Here is a 16536-nt window from a genome sequence, read left to right as displayed (position 1 = left end):
TCCGCCGGTCGCGGCGGAAGCCCCTGTTTCCCCATCCCCACCGGCCCCGGGCCGGCCCTGCAAGGAGGACCTCGTGAGCACCATCCTCGAGATGCGCTCGATCACCAAGGAGTTCCCCGGCGTCATCGCCCTCGCGGACGTGTCGCTGACCGTCGACCGCGGCACGGTGCACGCCATCTGCGGCGAGAACGGCGCCGGAAAATCCACCCTCATGAAGGTGCTCAGCGGTGTGTATCCCGCGGGCGACTACCGTGGCGAGATCGTCTTCGACGGCAAGACCGTCGAGTTCAAGGACATCCGCGATAGCGAAGCGGCCGGCATCGTCATCATCCACCAGGAGCTGGCCCTCAGCCCCTACCTCTCGATCGCCGAGAACATCTTCCTCGGCAACGAGATCACCCACCGCGGTCTCATCGACTGGGATGCCACCAACCGCGAGGCCTCCAAGCTTCTGGCGCGCGTGGGCCTGGGCGACAGCCCCGACGTGCCGGTGAACGAGATCGGCGTCGGCAAGCAGCAACTCGTCGAGATCGCCAAGGCGCTGTCGAAGGACGTCAAGCTCCTCATCCTCGACGAGCCCACCGCGGCCCTCAACGACGACGACTCCGAGCACCTGCTCGACCTGATCCGCCACCTCAAGGGCCAGGGGATCACGTCGATCATCATCAGCCACAAGCTCAACGAGATCCGCGCGATCGCCGACGAGGTCACGATCATCCGTGACGGTCGCACGATCGAGACGCTGGACGTGGCGACCGGCGGCACGAGCGAAGACCGCATCATCCGCGGCATGGTCGGCCGTGAGCTGGAGAACCGCTACCCGGACCGCGACGTCGAGATCGGCGACGAAATGCTGCGCATCGAGGACTGGACCGTGCACCACCCCGTGGATGCCAGCCGTGTCGTCATCCACGAGGCCAACCTGCACGTCCGTGCCGGCGAGGTCGTCGGAATCGCCGGCCTCATGGGCGCCGGGCGCACCGAGCTCGCCATGAGCGTGTTCGGACGGAGCTTCGGCTCGCGCATCACGGGCAACGTCTACATCCGCGGTCAGAAGGTCGACACCTCCACGGTGCCCGCCGCCATCCGCAGTGGACTGGCGTACGTCACCGAGGACCGCAAGGGTGCCGGGCTCAACCTGATCGACACCATCAAGCGCAACATCTCCCTCGCCGGCATGCGCAAGCTCGCCAAGGGCGGCTGGGTCGACGGCGACGAGGAGTACCTGGTCGCCAACCGCTACCGGAAGTCGATGAACATCAAGGCGCCCTCGGTGGACGTCGTGGTCGGCAAGCTCTCGGGCGGCAACCAGCAGAAGGTCGTGCTGTCGCAGTGGCTGTTCTCCGACCCCGAGGTGCTCATTCTCGACGAGCCCACCCGTGGCATCGACGTGGGCGCCAAGTACGAGATCTACACGATCATCAATTCCCTCGCGGCGCAGGGCAAGGGGGTGCTCGTGATCTCTTCGGAGCTTCCCGAGCTGCTCGGCATCTGTGACCGCATCTACACCCTCAGCGAAGGCCACATCACCGGCCAGCTGCCCATCGAAGAGGCCACACCCGAGGCCCTCATGGTGCTCATGACGAAGGAGAAGGAAGCCGACCATGTCAGCGCTTAACAACACCGCGACCCAGGCCGGTCCGGCGACGCCGAAGGGCCCCGTCGGCGGTGGCGCCGGGGGAGCCGGCGGCATCGTGCAGTTCCTCACGTCGCGTCTGCGCGAGATCGGCATCTTCATCGCGCTGATCGTGATCGTCCTGCTGTTCCAGGCGCTCACCGGTGGTCGCCTGCTCACCGCGGGCAACGTGTCGAACATCATCGTTCAGAACAGCTACATCCTGATCCTCGCGATCGGCATGGTGATGATCATCATCGCCGGCCACATCGACCTCTCGGTCGGCTCGGTCGCCGCCTTCGTCGGTGCCGTCTCGGGTGTGCTCATCGTGCAGTGGGGCATGCCCTGGTGGCTCGGCATCCTGCTCTCGCTCCTGCTCGGGGCGGTGGTCGGCATGTGGCAGGGCTTCTGGGTGGCGTACGTCGGGATCCCCGCGTTCATCGTGACGTTGGCCGGCATGCTCCTGTTCCGCGGTCTGACGCAGATGACCCTGGGCAACACCCAGATCACGCCGTTCCCGACCGAGTACCGCCAGCTCGGCGGTGGCTACCTCTTCCCCGACCTCTTCCCGGCGACGAGCTCCCCGGCCGAGTGGATCACGGTGGCGCTGGGCGCTCTGACGCTCGTCCTCTTCATCGCCTCCGAGGTGCGTCAGCGCGCCAAGCGCGCGGCACTCGAGCTGCAGAACGAGCCCCGCGGCTGGTTCCTCTTCAAGATCGTCGGCGGCGGCGCGCTGATCGCCTACCTCACCTACCTGCTGGGTGTGGCCCCCGGTTCGCGCGGCACCCCGATCGTGCTGGTCGTCCTCGCCGTGCTGATCATCGGCTACTCGACGGTCATGAGCCGCAGCGTCTTCGGTCGCCACATCTACGCGATCGGTGGCAACCGCACCGCCGCGAAGCTGTCGGGCATCAACACCCGTCGCGTCGACTTCCTGCTGTTCGTCAACATGGGTGTGCTCGCGGCCCTCGCCGGCATCGTGTTCACGGGTCGCCTGAACTCGGCCGGTCCGGGCGCGGGAAACCTGTTCGAACTGGATGCCATCGCCGCCGCGTTCATCGGTGGCGCCGCCGTGCAGGGTGGTGTCGGCCGCGTGGTCGGTGCGATCGCCGGTGGTCTGGTCATGGGTGTGCTCAACAACGGCATGTCGCTCATGGGAATCTCGACCGACGTGCAGCAGTTCATCAAGGGCCTCGTGCTCCTGCTCGCGGTGGCCTTCGACGTGTGGAACAAGAACCGCACGCGGGGTTGATCCACAGCCACGATTCCGGACGCCCCGTCGCCTCGTGCGGCGGGGCGTCCGTCGTTCGTGGGGCAGGATGGAGCGGGTGATCCGTCGCCCCGCCCGCCGCGCCGTTGTGCTCCTCGCCGCGGCCGCCCTGCTGCTGGCCGGCTGCACGGCGACGACGACCGCGCAAACGACGGGCACGAGCGACGGTGCGGGCGTGATCGGCGTGGCCCTGCCCTCGACCGACGACCTCGCGTGGACGCGCTTCGGAGAGACCCTGCAGGAGGATCTGCGCGCGCGGGGCTACCGCGTCGATCTGCAGTACGCCGCCGGCGAGGCGCGAACGCAGGCCGCCCAGGTGCAGAACATGGTCACCAAGGGCGAGGAGGCCGTGGTGCTCGTGCCGCTGACCGCCGAGGCCGAGCTCTCAGCCGAGGAGGCGGCGATCGGCGGCGGCATCCCGCTCGTCCGTGCGCTGCGCGGCGTGGACGATGGCGGCGTCACCGCGGGCATCGACCCGGCTCAGGTCGGGCGGGCGCAGGCGGCGACGCTGATCGCAGACCTCCCCGCGGAGGCCACGACGCGGCTGGCGGTGCTCACCGGCGCGGCGAGTGACCCGGAGGCTGTTGCCCGGTACGACGCCGCGCTGGCGACCCTCGCCCCCGCGCGGGAGTCCGGCGCGGTCACGCTCGTCGTGGGAGCCGACATCGTCGACGCCGCGGTGGCGAATGACCCGATCGAGGTCGAGGACGCGGCCGAGCAGCGTCTGCGGAGTCTGCTGACCGGCGGCGAGAGCGCGACGCCGACCGCGGTGCTCGCGCTCGGCGACGCCGTGACCCGCGGAGTGGTGACCGCGCTCACCGAGCCCGGGCCCGAGGCGACCCCGACCGCCACGCCCGAACCGACGCCGTCGGCCACCGACGACGTTGCCACCGAGCCGACGCCGTTGCCCTGGGTCGTGGGGTCGGGTGCCGATGTCACGGTCGCTCGGGCGGTGCGCGACGGCATCGTGGACGCGACTGTCTTCGTCGACACCCGCGACCTCGCCGCCCGCGTCGCCGACGCCGTCGAGGCCGCCCGGGCCGGAGAGACGCCCGCCCCCGACGGGCAGATGGCCGACGTCGAGGTGGTCCGCCAGGCGTCGGTCCGGGTGCTCCTCCTCGACACCGGGTGGCTGGACGCGGAAGACCTCTGAGCGTGCGCGTTCGGGATAACCCGAACGAACGAGCGGGGTGGCCCTGCTGACCGCCGCGGAGCCGCGCCCTACCGTGGAACACATGACCACGGCATCCGTTCTTCCTCCTCCGTCGCCGACCCCGACGCTCGCGGCGAGCCCCGCCTCGGGCGAGGTCTCCGGGCCGAAGGTGCGCATCTCGTCGCCCGGCCACGTGGCCGGCGCCATCGCCCAGCTCGCGGCTCTCGGCCTCATCGGTCCGGGTGTCTTCGGCGTGATCTTCGGCTTGTTCGGAGCCGGCGTCGGACTTCTTTTCGCCGTGCTGATCGGGGTCGTGCTCCTCGTCGGTCTCGTCTACGCCCTGTTCGGTATCGCGTGGTTCGAGCAGGCCCGCCTCGACGGGCTGTACGGGTTCGGTCTTCCGCCGGTGCGCGTGCGCCGGAGCGAGCGAACCGGCTTCCCCGGGGTGCTGCACACCATCTGGCTCCAGGCGATCGACGCCCGGCAGTGGCGTGCGGTCGCGTCGTTCACGATCTCCACGGTGCTGGGGCTGGCCACACTCTTCCTGGTGGGAGCCAGCGCGTGGGGCCTCGCGCTCGCGGTGAGCCCGATCTTCGGGTGGCGGCCCGCCCGCCCCTTCGGCATGGTGCTGCTCGACGGGGTCGGCGTTCCGGTGATCGGGGGGCTCGTCGCCCTCGTCGCGGTCGCCGCCGTCATCGGTCTGGCGCTCCTCCACGGGGTCCTCGCTCGGGCAATCCTCGTCCCCTCCCGCGAAGCCGAGCTCGAGCAGCAGGCGCGCACCTCCGACACCCGTCGTGCCGGGGCCGTGCGAGCGGCCGAGGTCGAGCGCACCCGCATCGAACGCGACCTCCACGACGGCGTGCAGCCGCGCCTGGTGTCCATCGGCATGACGCTGGGCCTCGCGCAGACGAAGATCGACGACGACCCCGAAGCAGCCAAGGCGCTCGTCGCCGAAGCCCACGCCTCGACCAAGTCGGCCATTACGGAGCTGCGGCAGTTGGCGCGCGGCATCCACGCCTCGGTTCTCGAGGATCGGGGACTGGATGCCGCCCTCTCGGCGCTCGCGTCGCGTTCGCACATCCCGGTGACCCTCGACGTGCGCCTCCCGCGGCGGTGCAGCCGGCCCGCGGAGGCGGCGGTGTACTTCTCGATCGCCGAGACCCTCACGAACGCCGCCAAGCATTCCCGGGCGAGTGCGTGCCGCGTGCAGGTGCGGCAGCGCGAGGACGGAACGCTCTGGGCACGCGTGGAGGACGACGGTCTGGGCGGCGCCCGGGTCGTGCCCGGCGGTGGCCTGGACGGCATCGTCAACCGGGTGACCGCCGCCGGCGGCACCGTGCGGCTCGACAGCCCGCAGGGCGGACCGACGTCGGTGGAGGTGAGTGTGCCGTGCGCATCCTGATCTGCGAGGACTCGGTCCTGCTGCGCGAGGGGCTCGTGCGCCTGCTCGCCGACGACGGCCACGAGGTCGTCGCCGCCCTCCCCGACGCCGCGGGCCTGGAGGGCGCCGTCGCGGAGACCACGCCCGACCTCTGCGTGCTCGATGTGCGACTGCCGCCCACCTGGACCGACGAGGGCATCCGCGCGGCCATCGCGCTGCGCACGCGGCATCCCGGGCTCGCCGTGCTCGTGCTCTCGCAGTACGTCGAGGAGCAGTACGCCAGCGATCTCATCGCCGACGGGCAGGGCTCGCTCGGCTACCTGCTGAAAGATCGCGTCGCCGACGTGCGCGACTTCCTCGCCGCGGTCGCCCGGATCGCGGAGGGCGCCACGGTGCTCGATCCCGAGGTCGTGGGCCAGCTCCTCGCGCGGCGTCGCCGCGACGATCGGCTGCAGTCCCTCACCGAGCGCGAGCGGGCCGTGCTGGCCCTCATCGCCGAGGGGCGGTCGAACCAGGCGATCGCCCAGGCGCTGTTCGTCTCCCCGGCCAGCGTCGAGAAATACATCACCGCCATCTTCACCAAGCTGGGCCTCGAGCAGGACGAGACGGGCAATCGCCGCGTCATCGCCGCGCTGGTCCACCTCGGCCACGACACCACTGGAGTCACCTCATGACCGTGCAGACGCCCCTCGCCCCGACGCCGCCGCCCGCCGCGGCGCCGACCCCTCCGCGCCGCTCGGGCGTCGCACTGGCCGTCTCGATCGTCACGATCGTCGTCGGCGGGTGCGCCATCCTCGGCGCGTTCGCGAGCAGCGGGTTCTCGGCGGCCGCCACGTTCGGCCGGGGTCCCGACGGCGGACAGCGGCAGGCGAGCGATATCGAGGGGGTGCGGGACCTCGATGTCGACATCGCGGGGGGATCGCTCACGATCGAATACGGCGAGGTATCCGAGGCGGTGCTCGACGGGCCGCGGGCGGACGTGGCGGGCTGGACCTTCGAGCGGAGGGGTTCCACGCTGCGCGTGGTCTCACCCGATCACTCCCTCGTCGACTGGGGGAGCGGTCCCGCCGCGACCCTCACGCTGCCGCGGGAGCTGGGCCGCTCCGACGTCGACCTCCGGGTCGACGTCGCCGGCGGGAGCCTCCGGGTCGACGGCGACTTCGGCGACCTGACGGTGCAGCTGACCGGGGGAGAGGCGACCCTCTCGGGACGCGCGGACGCCCTCGACCTGTCGGTGGCGGGCGGTTCGGCCGTCGCGGAGGTGTCGGGAACCGACTCCGCGAGCTTCTCGGTGGCGGGGGGCGACCTCTCGGCCGTGCTCACGGGCGCGACGCCGACGTCGACGAGGATCGACGTCACGGCCGGCTCGGCCGACATCGCCCTGCCCGACGACACGTATCTGGTCGTGAGCGACGGGCCCGGGTCGGTCGAGAACACCCTGCCCACGTCGCCGACGGCGACCGCGCGGATCGAGGTGCAGACGGCGCTCGGGTCGGTCACCCTGCGGGCGTCGTAGGTCGCGCGCGCCGACCGCCGGGGTCGGGGGACGTCGTCGCCGGGGGCGCGGACGACGGACCTCGGCCCCGTTCGGGGTGTGCTCCGACGGAGCGAGGGCGGGCCACGACGATCGCGGCGAGCACGGCGGCGATGCCCGCGATCTGTCCGGCCCCCAGCGTCTCCCCGCCGACGGCGACGCCGAGCAGCACGCCGGTGACGGGATTGAGCAGCCCGATGAGCCCGACGGTCCCGGCGGGCAGGTGGCGAAGCCCGGTGAACCAGCACACGAACGCCAGCGCGGTGGCGATCACGGCGACGCCCGCGTAGGCCGCGACGCCGGTGGCATCCACTCTCGGGGGCGGCCCCTCGACCACCCCCGCGACGACCGTGAGCGCGAGCCCGCAGGCGATCAACTGCCACGCGGTCGTGGCCAGCAGCGGGGTGTCGTCGCGCCACCGCGTGGTGAGGATCGCGCCCAGTGACGACGACAGTAGAGCGACCCCGGATGCCACGACCCCCGCCGGGGCGACGGGTGCGGCACCGAGACCCACGACGAGGGTCACCCCGGCGAATCCGAGCCCGGCGGCGGCCGCCCAGCGCAGCGTCGGGCGCTGGGCCAGCAACGGCCAGGCCAGGCCCGCGAGCGCGAGGGGGGCCAGCGCCATGATCGAGGCGGCGATCGAGGAAGGCAGCAGCTGCGCGGCGACGTAGACGAGCACGAAGAACCCGCCGAAGTTCAGGGCTCCCAGCACGGGGGCCTTCCACCACCACGCGCCGCGCGGGCGACGGCGGGCGAGCGCCCAGAGTAGGAGCCCGGCGGGGAGCGCCCGGAGTGCACCGCCCCACAGGGGAGCGTCGGGCGGGAGCAGGTGCCGGGTGACGACGTAGGTCGCCCCCCACGCGATCGGGGCGACGGCGGTGAGGAGCACGACCCGCCAGTTAGCTTCCATGGAAGGCATACTACCTTCCGCGGAAGGTAAAGTGGGGGGATGACCGAGACCGACCGCGTTGACACCATCGCCGCCCAGTGGAGGACGGAGCGCCCCGACCTCGACGCCACGCCCCTGCAGATCATCGGGCGTCTGCATCGCGTCGCCGACCGGCTCCGCGAGGAGCTCCTCGTCGTCTACCGCCAGCACGGTCTCGGCGAGGGGGAGTTCGACGTGCTCGCCGCCCTCCGGCGTGCGGGCGAGCCGTTCGCCTGCGCCGCTGGCGATCTCGCGCGGCACACCATGGTCACCACGGGCGCCGTCACGAAACGCGTCGACCGACTCGTGGCATCCGGACTCGTCCTGCGGAGAGGGAGCGGCGACGACGGGCGCGGTCGCATCGTGGCGCTGACTCCCGCCGGGCTGCGTGTGATCGACGAGGCCTTCGCCGCCCACGTCCGCAACGAGGAGCGTCTGCTCGCGGCCTTCACCCCGGAGCAGCGTCGTCAGCTCGAAGAGCTGCTGCGCGTCTGGGGTCGCGCGCTCGGCGTGTGAGCGTCAGCCCTTCAGCGCCTTGGCGATCCGCTGCGGCGAGACGGGCTCGGCGGTGCCGAGACGCTGGGCGAACAAGCTCACGCGCAACTCCTCGAGCAACCACCGGGTCTGCACGAGGGTCGCGGGGGCATCGGCCGGGAGAGGAACGGTGCCGCCCGCCTCGATGAAGCCCGCGGCGGCCCGCTCGAACTCGGTCATGCGCTGACGGTCGCGGCCGGGGTTGTCGGTCAGGGTCTTCACACGCTCGAGGGCTCCGGCGAGATAGCGCGGCAGGTGCGCGAGGCGCGCGAGACCGGTCCGCGAGAGGAAGCCCGGGAAGACGAGCCCCTGCAGCTGGCCGCGCACGTCGTTGAGCGCTCCGAGGAGCGTGATCGACGAGGCATCCTTCATTGCCCGCTCGACCTCGCGCTGGGCGAGCAGGACCTTGGCCGCCAGCGACACCGTCTGGAACGTGCGCTCGACCGATGCCGCCGAGAACGCGTCGCGGACCCGCTCGAAGTCGGCCTTGGTGCGGACCACCCCGGTCGGGGTCTCGCGCACGAGGATGTCGTCGGCGAGGGCGACGCGGGCGTCCTCGATGAGGGCCTTGGCGTTCTGGTACGGCGAGGCTGCGAGGGCGAGCTTCTCGTTCGCGGTCAGGTGGTCGAGCACGTAGGTCGCGGGCGAGGGCACCGCCAGCAGCAGCAGTCGACGGATGCCGGCGCGCGTGCGCCGCACGGCCTCCTCGGGCGTTGCCTCGACGCGGAGGGCGACACTGTCTTTCTCGTCGACGAGCGCGGGGTAGCCGCGGACGACACCACCGGCGACCGGGGTGTCCACGACCTCGGGGAGGTCGTCGAGGTCCCAGGTGGTCAGCTGCGTGCGGGAGGCGAAGGCGGGGGACGCCTCGGCGACGCGCGCGGCGGCCTTCACCGCGGGCGGGCGGGCGATCGTCGACTCGACGCTCGAGCGCGCGCGGTCGGCGAGGCGCCGCTGCAGTGCGGAGAGATCACGATCGGACCCCACCGCGCGGCCGCGGGCATCGACCGCGCGGAACGAGGGCAGGAGGTGCGCGGGGACGCGGTCGAGCTCGAAGTCGGCGGCACTGACCCGTTGGTTGGCGACCCGCTGCACCAGGGCCGCGAGCGCGTCGACCAGGGGAGTCTTCGGCAGGCCGTTCGCGTGTTCCGGCCCCTTCTCGGCGAGTTCGGCCGAGAACTTCTCCGCCCAGTCGGCCGCGGGCACGACGTTGCGGCGGATGGTCTTGGGCAGCGCGCGCAGCAGAGCCGTGACCAGCTCGTCGCGCATGCCCGGCACCTGCCAGTCGAAGCCGTCGGGGCGCAGCTGCGCCAGGAGCGGCAGCGGGACGACCACCGTCACCCCGTCATCGGGGGCGCCCGGCTCGAAGCGGTAGGCGAGGTTCAGGGTCTGGTCGCCCTGCCGCCAGCGGGCGGGGAAGGCGCGGTCGTCGCCCTGGGCGCGGTCGCCGGTGAGATCGGACTCGCGCAGGTCCAGCAGGTGCGGCGTGCGGGTCGAGGCATCCTTCCACCAGGTCTCGAACGAGCGCACGTCGGTGACGTCGGCCGGAATGCGCGCCGCGTAGAACGCGAAGACCGCTTCGTCGCCGATGAGGATGTCACGGCGACGCTCGCGCTCCTCGATCTTCTCCAGCAACCGGCGCTGTTCTTGGTTCCGCCGGAGAAAGGCGGTGAGGCGCTTGTCGAGCACGGTGGGATCCCACTCGCCCTCGACGAGGGCGTGCCGCACGAACATTTCGCGGGCGAGCGGGCGGTCGAAGCGCGCGAGCTGCACCCGGCGGCGCGAGACGAGCTCGACCCCGAACAGCGTCACCTTCTCGTAGGCGGCGGCGGAGCCGGCATCCTTCGACCAGTGCGGCTCGCTCAGCGACCGCTTGACCAGGTCGGGGGCGAGCTCTTCGGCCCACGCCGGGTCGACGGCGGCGACGGTGCGGGCGAACAGGCGCGAGGTTTCGACGAGTTCGGCCGCCATGACCGCCGACGGCCGCTTCTTCTTCAGCCCCGAGCCCGGGAAGATCGCGAACCGCGCGCCGCGGGCGCCGATGTACTCGCCCTTCGTGGGCCGGGCGTCGCCGGGGGCCTTCCGGTCTTTCGTCTGGGCCACGGTGCGCGGGTCGAGGATGCCGAGGTGCGACAGCAGTCCCGACAGCACGGCGCGGTGGATGGCGTCGCCCTGCGCGTGGCCCTGCGGCTCGGCGTCTGTGCGCGCCCCTCGTCCCCTTTCTGACGGAGCATGTCCCGAACGGTGCTGCCCGGAGCGGCTCGGAGCAGCAGAATTCGGGACATCGTTCTTCGCGGGAGCGCCGCCGCGGTCGCTCCCGAGCACCGAGCGCAACTGCCGGTGCACGTCGACCCACTCGCGCACGCGGACGTAGTTCAGGTGCTCGCTGCGGCACAGGCGGCGGAACGCGCTCGAGCCCAGCTCGGCCTGCTTCTCCTGGAGGTAGTCCCACAAATTCAGGAGCGACAGGAAGTCGCTCGCCGGGTCGGTGAAGCGGGCGTGGAAGCGGTCCGCCTCCTCGCGCCGCTCCTCGGGGCGCTCCCGCACGTCTTGGATCGACATTCCCGCGACGATCGCGAGCACCTCGGGCAGGACGCCCGAGCCCCGCGCCTCGAGGAGCATGCGGGCGAAGCGCGGGTCGATGGGCAGCCGCGCGATTTCGCGCCCGATCCCGGTGAGCCGTGGCCCGCGCTCGTCGCCGCGGCCGGGGAGCGTCACCGCGCCGAGCTCGACGAGCAGATCGAGAGCCGCCTTCACGCCGCGCGAATCGGGCGGGGTCAGGAAAGGGAACGCCTGGATGTCGCCGAACCCGAGCGAGAGCATCTGCAGGATGACGGATGCCAGTGACGTGCGCAGGATCTCGGGCTCGGTGTACTCCGGGCGGCGGAGAAAGTCCTCTTCCGAATACAGGCGGATCGCAATGCCGGGCGAGGTGCGTCCCGCGCGTCCCGAGCGCTGCTGCGCCGAGGCCTGCGACACGGCCTCGATCGGCAGCCGCTGGATCTTCGAGCGGTTGCTGTACCGCGAGATGCGCGCGGTGCCGGTGTCGACGACGTACCGGATGCCGGGGACGGTGAGGCTCGTCTCGGCGACGTTGGTCGCGAGAATCACGCGGCGGCGGACGCCGGCGACCGTCGACCGCTCGAACACGCGGTGCTGCTCGGCGGCCGAGAGGCGGCCGTAGAGGGGCAGGACCTCGGTGGGCGCGGCATCCTTCTGATACGCCCCGCGGATGGCATCCGCCGCATCGCGGATCTCGGCCTCGCCGGGGAAGAAGACGAGCACGTCGCCCGGGGGCTCGCGGTCGAGCTCGCGCAGGGCGGCGACGACGGCCCCGACCTCGTCGACGTCGTCGGCGTCGCGGCCGGCGCGGGCCGAAGTCCTGATTTTCGCGGGCTTCGGGGCGGCGCTACCGCGAGCGGGCGGGACGCCGGGGCCGTCGGCATCCGATTCTTCAGGAGTTTCGCCCGCGTCGCTCGCCGGACGGTACCGGATCTCGACCGGATACGTGCGCCCCGACACCTCGATGACCGGTGCCAGCACCGGGTCGCCGCCGGGCTCGGCCGGTGGGGCGGCGAAGTGGCGCGCGAAGCTCTCGGGGTCGATCGTGGCCGAGGTGACGATGATCTTCAGGTCGGGGCGCTTCGGGAGGATGCGCCGCAGGTACCCGAGCAGGAAGTCGATGTTCAGCGAGCGCTCGTGCGCCTCGTCGACGATGATCGTGTCGTATCGGCGGAGCAGCCGATCGCGGTGAATCTCGTTGAGCAGGATGCCATCGGTGACGAGCGCCACCCGGGTGTCGGCCGACACTTTGTCGGTGAAGCGCACCTTGTAGCCGACCGTGGACCCGAGGGGAACCTGCATCTCTTCGGCGATGCGCTCGGCGATCGTGCGGGCCGCGATGCGCCGCGGCTGCGTGTGCGCGATCGAGGTGCGACCGAGCTCGAGGCAGATCTTTGGCAGCTGTGTCGTCTTGCCCGATCCGGTCGCGCCGGCGACGATCACGACCTGATGGTCGCGGATCGCGCGCGCGATCTCGTCCCGCGCGGCGCTGACGGGCAGCTCGGGCGGGTAGACGATGACGGGTTCGACAGACACAGCCTTTCAGCCTATCGCGGGCGCGGGGACCCGGTCGTCTCGGGCGCGCTCTCGCCCCGCTCCTGCCCCCTGCCCGCCCCCCTGCCCTGCCCCCTGCTCCTGCCCCGCCCTGCCCCCTCGATAAACGCGCATCCGACTGGGAAACGCCGCGGCAGCGTTTCTCGCCGCGAATCGCGTTTATCGGGATCGAGGGAGCAGCGGCAGGGGCAGCGGCAGAGCGGGGTGGATGCCGAGGGGTCAGGGCATCGCGGCCTTCTGAGCCAGGATGCGGGTGACGGCGGCATCCACCTTCTCGGCGAAGGCGGGGTCGCTCTGCGCTCGGGCGAGCACCGCCTGCCGCATCTCGGGGTACACCGAGGAATCGGCCGAGACCAGCAGCAGGTCGATGCCGGCGTCGACGGCGAGGGTCGCGCGATCAGCGGGCGACCAGGGCTGTACCTGGCGGGCGGCCGAGAGGTCGTCGACGGTGACCACGCCGTCGAAGCCGACGGTGTCGCGCAGCACCGCGACGACGGCGGGAGAGAAGGCCGCGGGCGCGTTCGGGTCGAGCCGCGCGTAGAACGCGGTCGACACCATGACCACCGCCGGTCCCTGGGGGAGCACCGTCGAATAAACGCCGACGTCGGGACCGTCGGCCGTGACGACGTCGTCGGTCACGCCCGTGCGGGTATCGGTGTTCTCGCTCACGTGACCGAGGCCGGGGAAATGCTTGAGGGTGGGCAGGATGCCACCGTCGCGCATCCCCTGCGCGAAGGCGCCGACCTTGGCCGCGACCGTCGCACCGTCGTAGCCGTACTCGCGCGCCAGCTCGCCGATGGGTGGGTTGCTCTGCGCGGTCTCGGGGCTCGTGACGACGTCGGCGACCGGCGCGAGGGTCATGTTCACGCCCGTCTGCGCCAGCTGCGCGCCCCAGACGGCGGCGTTCGAGCGGAGGGTCGCGTCGTCCTGTCCACCCTGCTCGACGGCGGAGGGCAGGCGATCGAACCCGGGTCCCGAGAGCACCTGCACGGTGCCGCCCTCCTGGTCGGTCGCGATGAACAGCTCCGGCTGTCCGGGGGCGACCACCGAGGTGAAGCCCGTCACGAGGTCAGCGGTGGCCTGCACCCCCGCGTCGGAGCGGCCGTGCAGAAAGATCCCGCCGATGTGGTCGTCGCGCACCGCGGCGAGCGTCGTCGGGTCGGCGCCGTCGACCGAGGTGCCGACCATGAACATCTGGCCCACCTTGTCTTCCACGCTCATCCCCGCGAGCGGGTCCGGCGTGGGCGTCGCGGTGGGGGTCGGCGTCGGGGTCTGGCTCGCTGTCGGGGTCGGCGCGGGAGCCGGTTCGGGCACGCACCCGGCCAGTGCCAGAGTCGTCAGCAGCAGGAGGACCGTCGAGCGGGTCGCGTTCGTCACCCGTCGATCGTCCCGCATGTCGGGTCGTCGCGCTCGCTGTCGCGCCGGGCTTGACTCAGCCGTTGCCCGCCGAGCAGGTGAACTGGTTGGCCTTGGAGCCGCTGACGTTGCTCGGCAGCTCGACGACCTCCGGCGCGGCGGTGGCGTCGGTGGCATCCGGGGCGGGCGTCGTCTCGGCCGGTGCGGGCTCGTTCGGCGCGGGCTCGGCGGGGGTGGGAGTCGGGGCCGACGGGTCGGCGACGACACCGCCGTTGGCCCCCGCCTCGCCGGTGAGCGTGAGGGGGGCGTTGCGGTCGAGCGCATCCCACAGGATGGCCGCGGCGGCCTCGTCGGCGATCACGCGGTTGGGGTCGGCGGGGTCGTCGACCACCGGGTACTGCACGAAGGTGATGTCTTCGAATGGCACGTCTTTCAGCGTGTACGCCAGCTGCGCGATGCGGATCGGGTCGGCGAGGCTCTCGCTCGGCTCGATGTTGGTCACGGCGGTGTTGGCGAGGCCGATGAGCGTGCCGGGGTTGGAGAGCACCTCGTCGCTGCGGAGCTTGTTCACCAGGCGCGAGAGGTACTGCTGCTGGTTGCCGATGCGGGCGAGGTCGCTGCCGTCGCCGATGCCCTTGCGTGTGCGCAGGAACGCCAGGGCGTCGTAGCCGGTCACCACGCGCGGTCCCGGCTCCCAGTCGATGCCCGCGTCGGGATCGTCGATGCCGTCGCCGCCGATGCAGACCTCGACCCCGCCGATCGCGTCGGTGATGTTCACGACGTTGCCGAAGCTCACCTTCGCGGCGAACGGGATGCTCTGCCCGCTCAGGTCGGAGACGGTCTCGGCGACGCACGTGAGGCCGCCGGCACCGTAGGCGCTGTTGATCGGGGCCTTGAACGAGCCCTCGAAGACCGTGCCGTCGGCCCCGGTGCACTCGGGGATCGCGAGCTGCAGGTCGCGGGGGAACGAGACCACCGTCACCCGGCGGGGATCGGTCGAGACGTGCACGAGCATGTTGACGTCGTTGCGGGTGCCCTCGTTCTCGGGGTCGGTGCACCTCGCCCCGAAGGCCTCGCGCACCTGGTCGTCGCACTCGTCGGTCCCGACGACCAGCACCGAGAACGGCTCGTCGTACGAGCTGAGCGCCGGGGGCGCGGCGGGCGCATCTCTCAGCGGGACGGCGGCCTCCTGCAGCCGCTGCGAGAGCGACCACGCGTAAAACCCGCCCACGGCGACCGCCGCCACGATGACAACGGTGACGACGAGGGCGAGGGCCTTCGCGCCGCGCCGCCACCCCGAGACGGGACGGTGGCGTGCGTGCTGGGCGGGGGGCTGCGGCATCCGGGTAGTCAACCACGGCCTCGCCGGGAACTCGGCGAGAGACGGGGCGGCCGGGGTGACCCGACCGCCCCGCGGAGCCTACTTCCCGCCCTCGGTGAGGGTGACCTCGATCGGCGTGTAGTCGCCGCCGACCTCGACGCCCTCCTCCTTCAGGGCGGCCAGGGCGGCTTCGATGTACTCGTTCGAGTACGCCGAGGCCGCGGGCTCGGTCGTGATGAGGTTCAAGCCGTCCTGGTTCACGGCCGCGAGAGCGCCCGCGACGGTCTTGTCCCAGGCGGCGGAGTCGATGAGCCCGAAGTCTCCGCCGGTCCAGATGAGCTTGTTGACCTCGTTCATCTGCCACAGCTGGTGCACGGGCCCGACCGGGAACGCGCTCACTCCGGGGGCGGTCGCGGCCGCGTAGGTGATCTCGGCGGCTTCCGTCGGGTTGTCGCGCGCGAACACCCAGCCCTTCACGACGGCCTTCAGGAAGCGCGTGGCGGCGTCGGCGTACGCGGGGTCCTCGGCGAGACGCTGCGTGTCGGCCCAGAGCGCGTCCTGCAGCATGGCACCGGCGGTGTCCTCGTACGAGATCACGTCGATGTCGTCCATCGTGTAGAGCTGCCCCGTGGCGGGGTTCACCGTCTCGAGCAGCTGGGCGAGTTCGTTGTAGGTCATCGCCTGAGCGGCATCCACGTCTTTGTCGAGGAGCGCGTTCATCGAGAAGTCCTGCGTCGTGATCTCCACGGTGGAGGCGTCCAGGCCGTCGTCGGCCATCGCGGCGAAGATCTCCCACTCGTTGCCGAAGCCCCACGAGCCGATGCGCTTGCCCTCGAAGTCCTCGACGCCGGTGATGCCGGAGTCCTTCCACGACACCTGGGTGGTGCCGGACTTCTGGAACACCTGGGCGATGTCGGTGAGCTCGACGCCCTGGTTCTCCATCGTGCCCAGCACCTTCGGGACCCACGCGACGGCGAAGTCGACGTCGCCTTCGACGAGGGCGTCCTGCGGGACGATGTCGCCTCCGGAGGGGACGACCTCGACCTCGTCGAAGCCCTCCTCCTCGAAGTACCCCTGGTCGAGGGCGACGTAGTAACCGGCGAACTGCGCCTGCGGCAGCCACTGCAGTTGCAGCTTCACCGAGGTCAGCGGGGTGAAATCCGCCTCGCCGGAGGCTTCGGGTGCGGATCCGCCCGCGCAGGCGGAGAGGGCGAGGGATGCCACGGCGATCCCCGCGACCGCGCTGAGGGCGCGGCGTGTGCTGTGTGTCATGGGAGTCCTTTCGGGTGCGGGTGGTGCGGGTGTGGAGCGGGTGGAACCTGTTC

12 protein-coding genes are annotated in these 16536 nt (G+C 71.5%); 7 read left to right on the top strand and 5 right to left on the bottom strand.

The genetic code is table 11. The features are described 5' to 3' along the window. The first annotated feature begins 91 nt into the window (after positions 1-91). From mmsA to ACU6WY_RS09785, 6 genes are all read left to right on the top strand, one after another. Positions 92-1618 carry a multiple monosaccharide ABC transporter ATP-binding protein gene (gene mmsA / locus ACU6WY_RS09810; RefSeq protein WP_483821897.1) on the top strand — a complete coding sequence of 509 codons (1527 nt, stop codon included), beginning with the start codon at positions 92-94 and terminating at the stop codon, positions 1616-1618. Further along, the gene (mmsB, locus tag ACU6WY_RS09805) at positions 1605-2867 is read left to right on the top strand and encodes a multiple monosaccharide ABC transporter permease (protein ID WP_483819476.1); all 1263 of its coding nucleotides are present in this window, start codon (positions 1605-1607) and stop codon (positions 2865-2867) included. The genes mmsA and mmsB overlap by 14 nt, the downstream gene beginning before the upstream one ends. 76 nt (positions 2868-2943) lie before the next feature. After that, complete coding sequence (locus ACU6WY_RS09800; RefSeq protein ID WP_483819475.1) at positions 2944-4038, top strand: substrate-binding domain-containing protein; 1095 nt, start codon at positions 2944-2946, stop codon at positions 4036-4038. Between the two features lie 82 nt (positions 4039-4120). After that, entirely contained in the window at positions 4121-5440 is a 1320-nt protein-coding gene (locus tag ACU6WY_RS09795) for a sensor histidine kinase (RefSeq protein ID WP_483819474.1), read from the top strand. Further along, complete coding sequence (locus ACU6WY_RS09790; RefSeq protein ID WP_483819473.1) at positions 5428-6093, top strand: LuxR C-terminal-related transcriptional regulator; 666 nt, start codon at positions 5428-5430, stop codon at positions 6091-6093. Before ACU6WY_RS09795 ends, ACU6WY_RS09790 begins: the two co-directional genes overlap by 13 nt. After that, entirely contained in the window at positions 6090-6935 is an 846-nt protein-coding gene (locus ACU6WY_RS09785; protein WP_483819472.1) for a hypothetical protein, read from the top strand. Before ACU6WY_RS09790 ends, ACU6WY_RS09785 begins: the two co-directional genes overlap by 4 nt. Here ACU6WY_RS09785 and ACU6WY_RS09780 read toward each other — a convergent pair. Next, positions 6916-7866, bottom strand: coding sequence for a DMT family transporter (locus ACU6WY_RS09780; RefSeq protein ID WP_483819471.1), 951 nt, complete (start codon positions 7864-7866; stop codon positions 6916-6918). The genes ACU6WY_RS09785 and ACU6WY_RS09780 overlap by 20 nt on opposite strands. 39 nt (positions 7867-7905) lie before the next feature. Here ACU6WY_RS09780 and ACU6WY_RS09775 point away from each other — a divergent pair, with 39 nt between their 5' ends. After that, positions 7906-8400: a MarR family winged helix-turn-helix transcriptional regulator gene (locus ACU6WY_RS09775; RefSeq protein WP_483819470.1), complete on the top strand. Its 495-nt coding sequence runs from the start codon at positions 7906-7908 to the stop codon at positions 8398-8400. Between the two features lie 3 nt (positions 8401-8403). Here the strand turns inward: ACU6WY_RS09775 and ACU6WY_RS09770 are convergent, their stop codons facing one another. The 4 genes from ACU6WY_RS09770 to ACU6WY_RS09755 all read right to left on the bottom strand — a co-directional run bounded on the left by ACU6WY_RS09770 (position 8404) and on the right by ACU6WY_RS09755 (position 16483). Further along, positions 8404-12516 carry a DUF3418 domain-containing protein gene (locus ACU6WY_RS09770; protein ID WP_483819469.1) on the bottom strand — a complete coding sequence of 1371 codons (4113 nt, stop codon included), beginning with the start codon at positions 12514-12516 and terminating at the stop codon, positions 8404-8406. Positions 12517-12753: 237 nt separating this feature from the next. Further along, positions 12754-13911 (bottom strand): glycoside hydrolase family 3 N-terminal domain-containing protein, encoded by a 1158-nt coding sequence (locus ACU6WY_RS09765; RefSeq protein ID WP_483819468.1) that lies wholly within the window; start codon positions 13909-13911, stop codon positions 12754-12756. Positions 13912-13966: 55 nt separating this feature from the next. After that, positions 13967-15232, bottom strand: a complete 1266-nt coding sequence (locus tag ACU6WY_RS09760) for an LCP family protein (protein WP_483819467.1) — start codon at positions 15230-15232, stop codon at positions 13967-13969. A 78-nt stretch (positions 15233-15310) separates the two neighbouring features. Then, entirely contained in the window at positions 15311-16483 is a 1173-nt protein-coding gene (locus ACU6WY_RS09755; RefSeq protein ID WP_483819466.1) for an ABC transporter substrate-binding protein, read from the bottom strand. Between the last annotated feature and the right edge of the window lie 53 nt (positions 16484-16536).

The sequence above is a fragment of the Microbacterium sp. ZW3a genome (assembly GCF_057167165.1).
The sequence above is the reverse complement of the archived record's forward strand: the minus strand, read 5'-3'. Positions and strand labels throughout refer to the sequence as shown.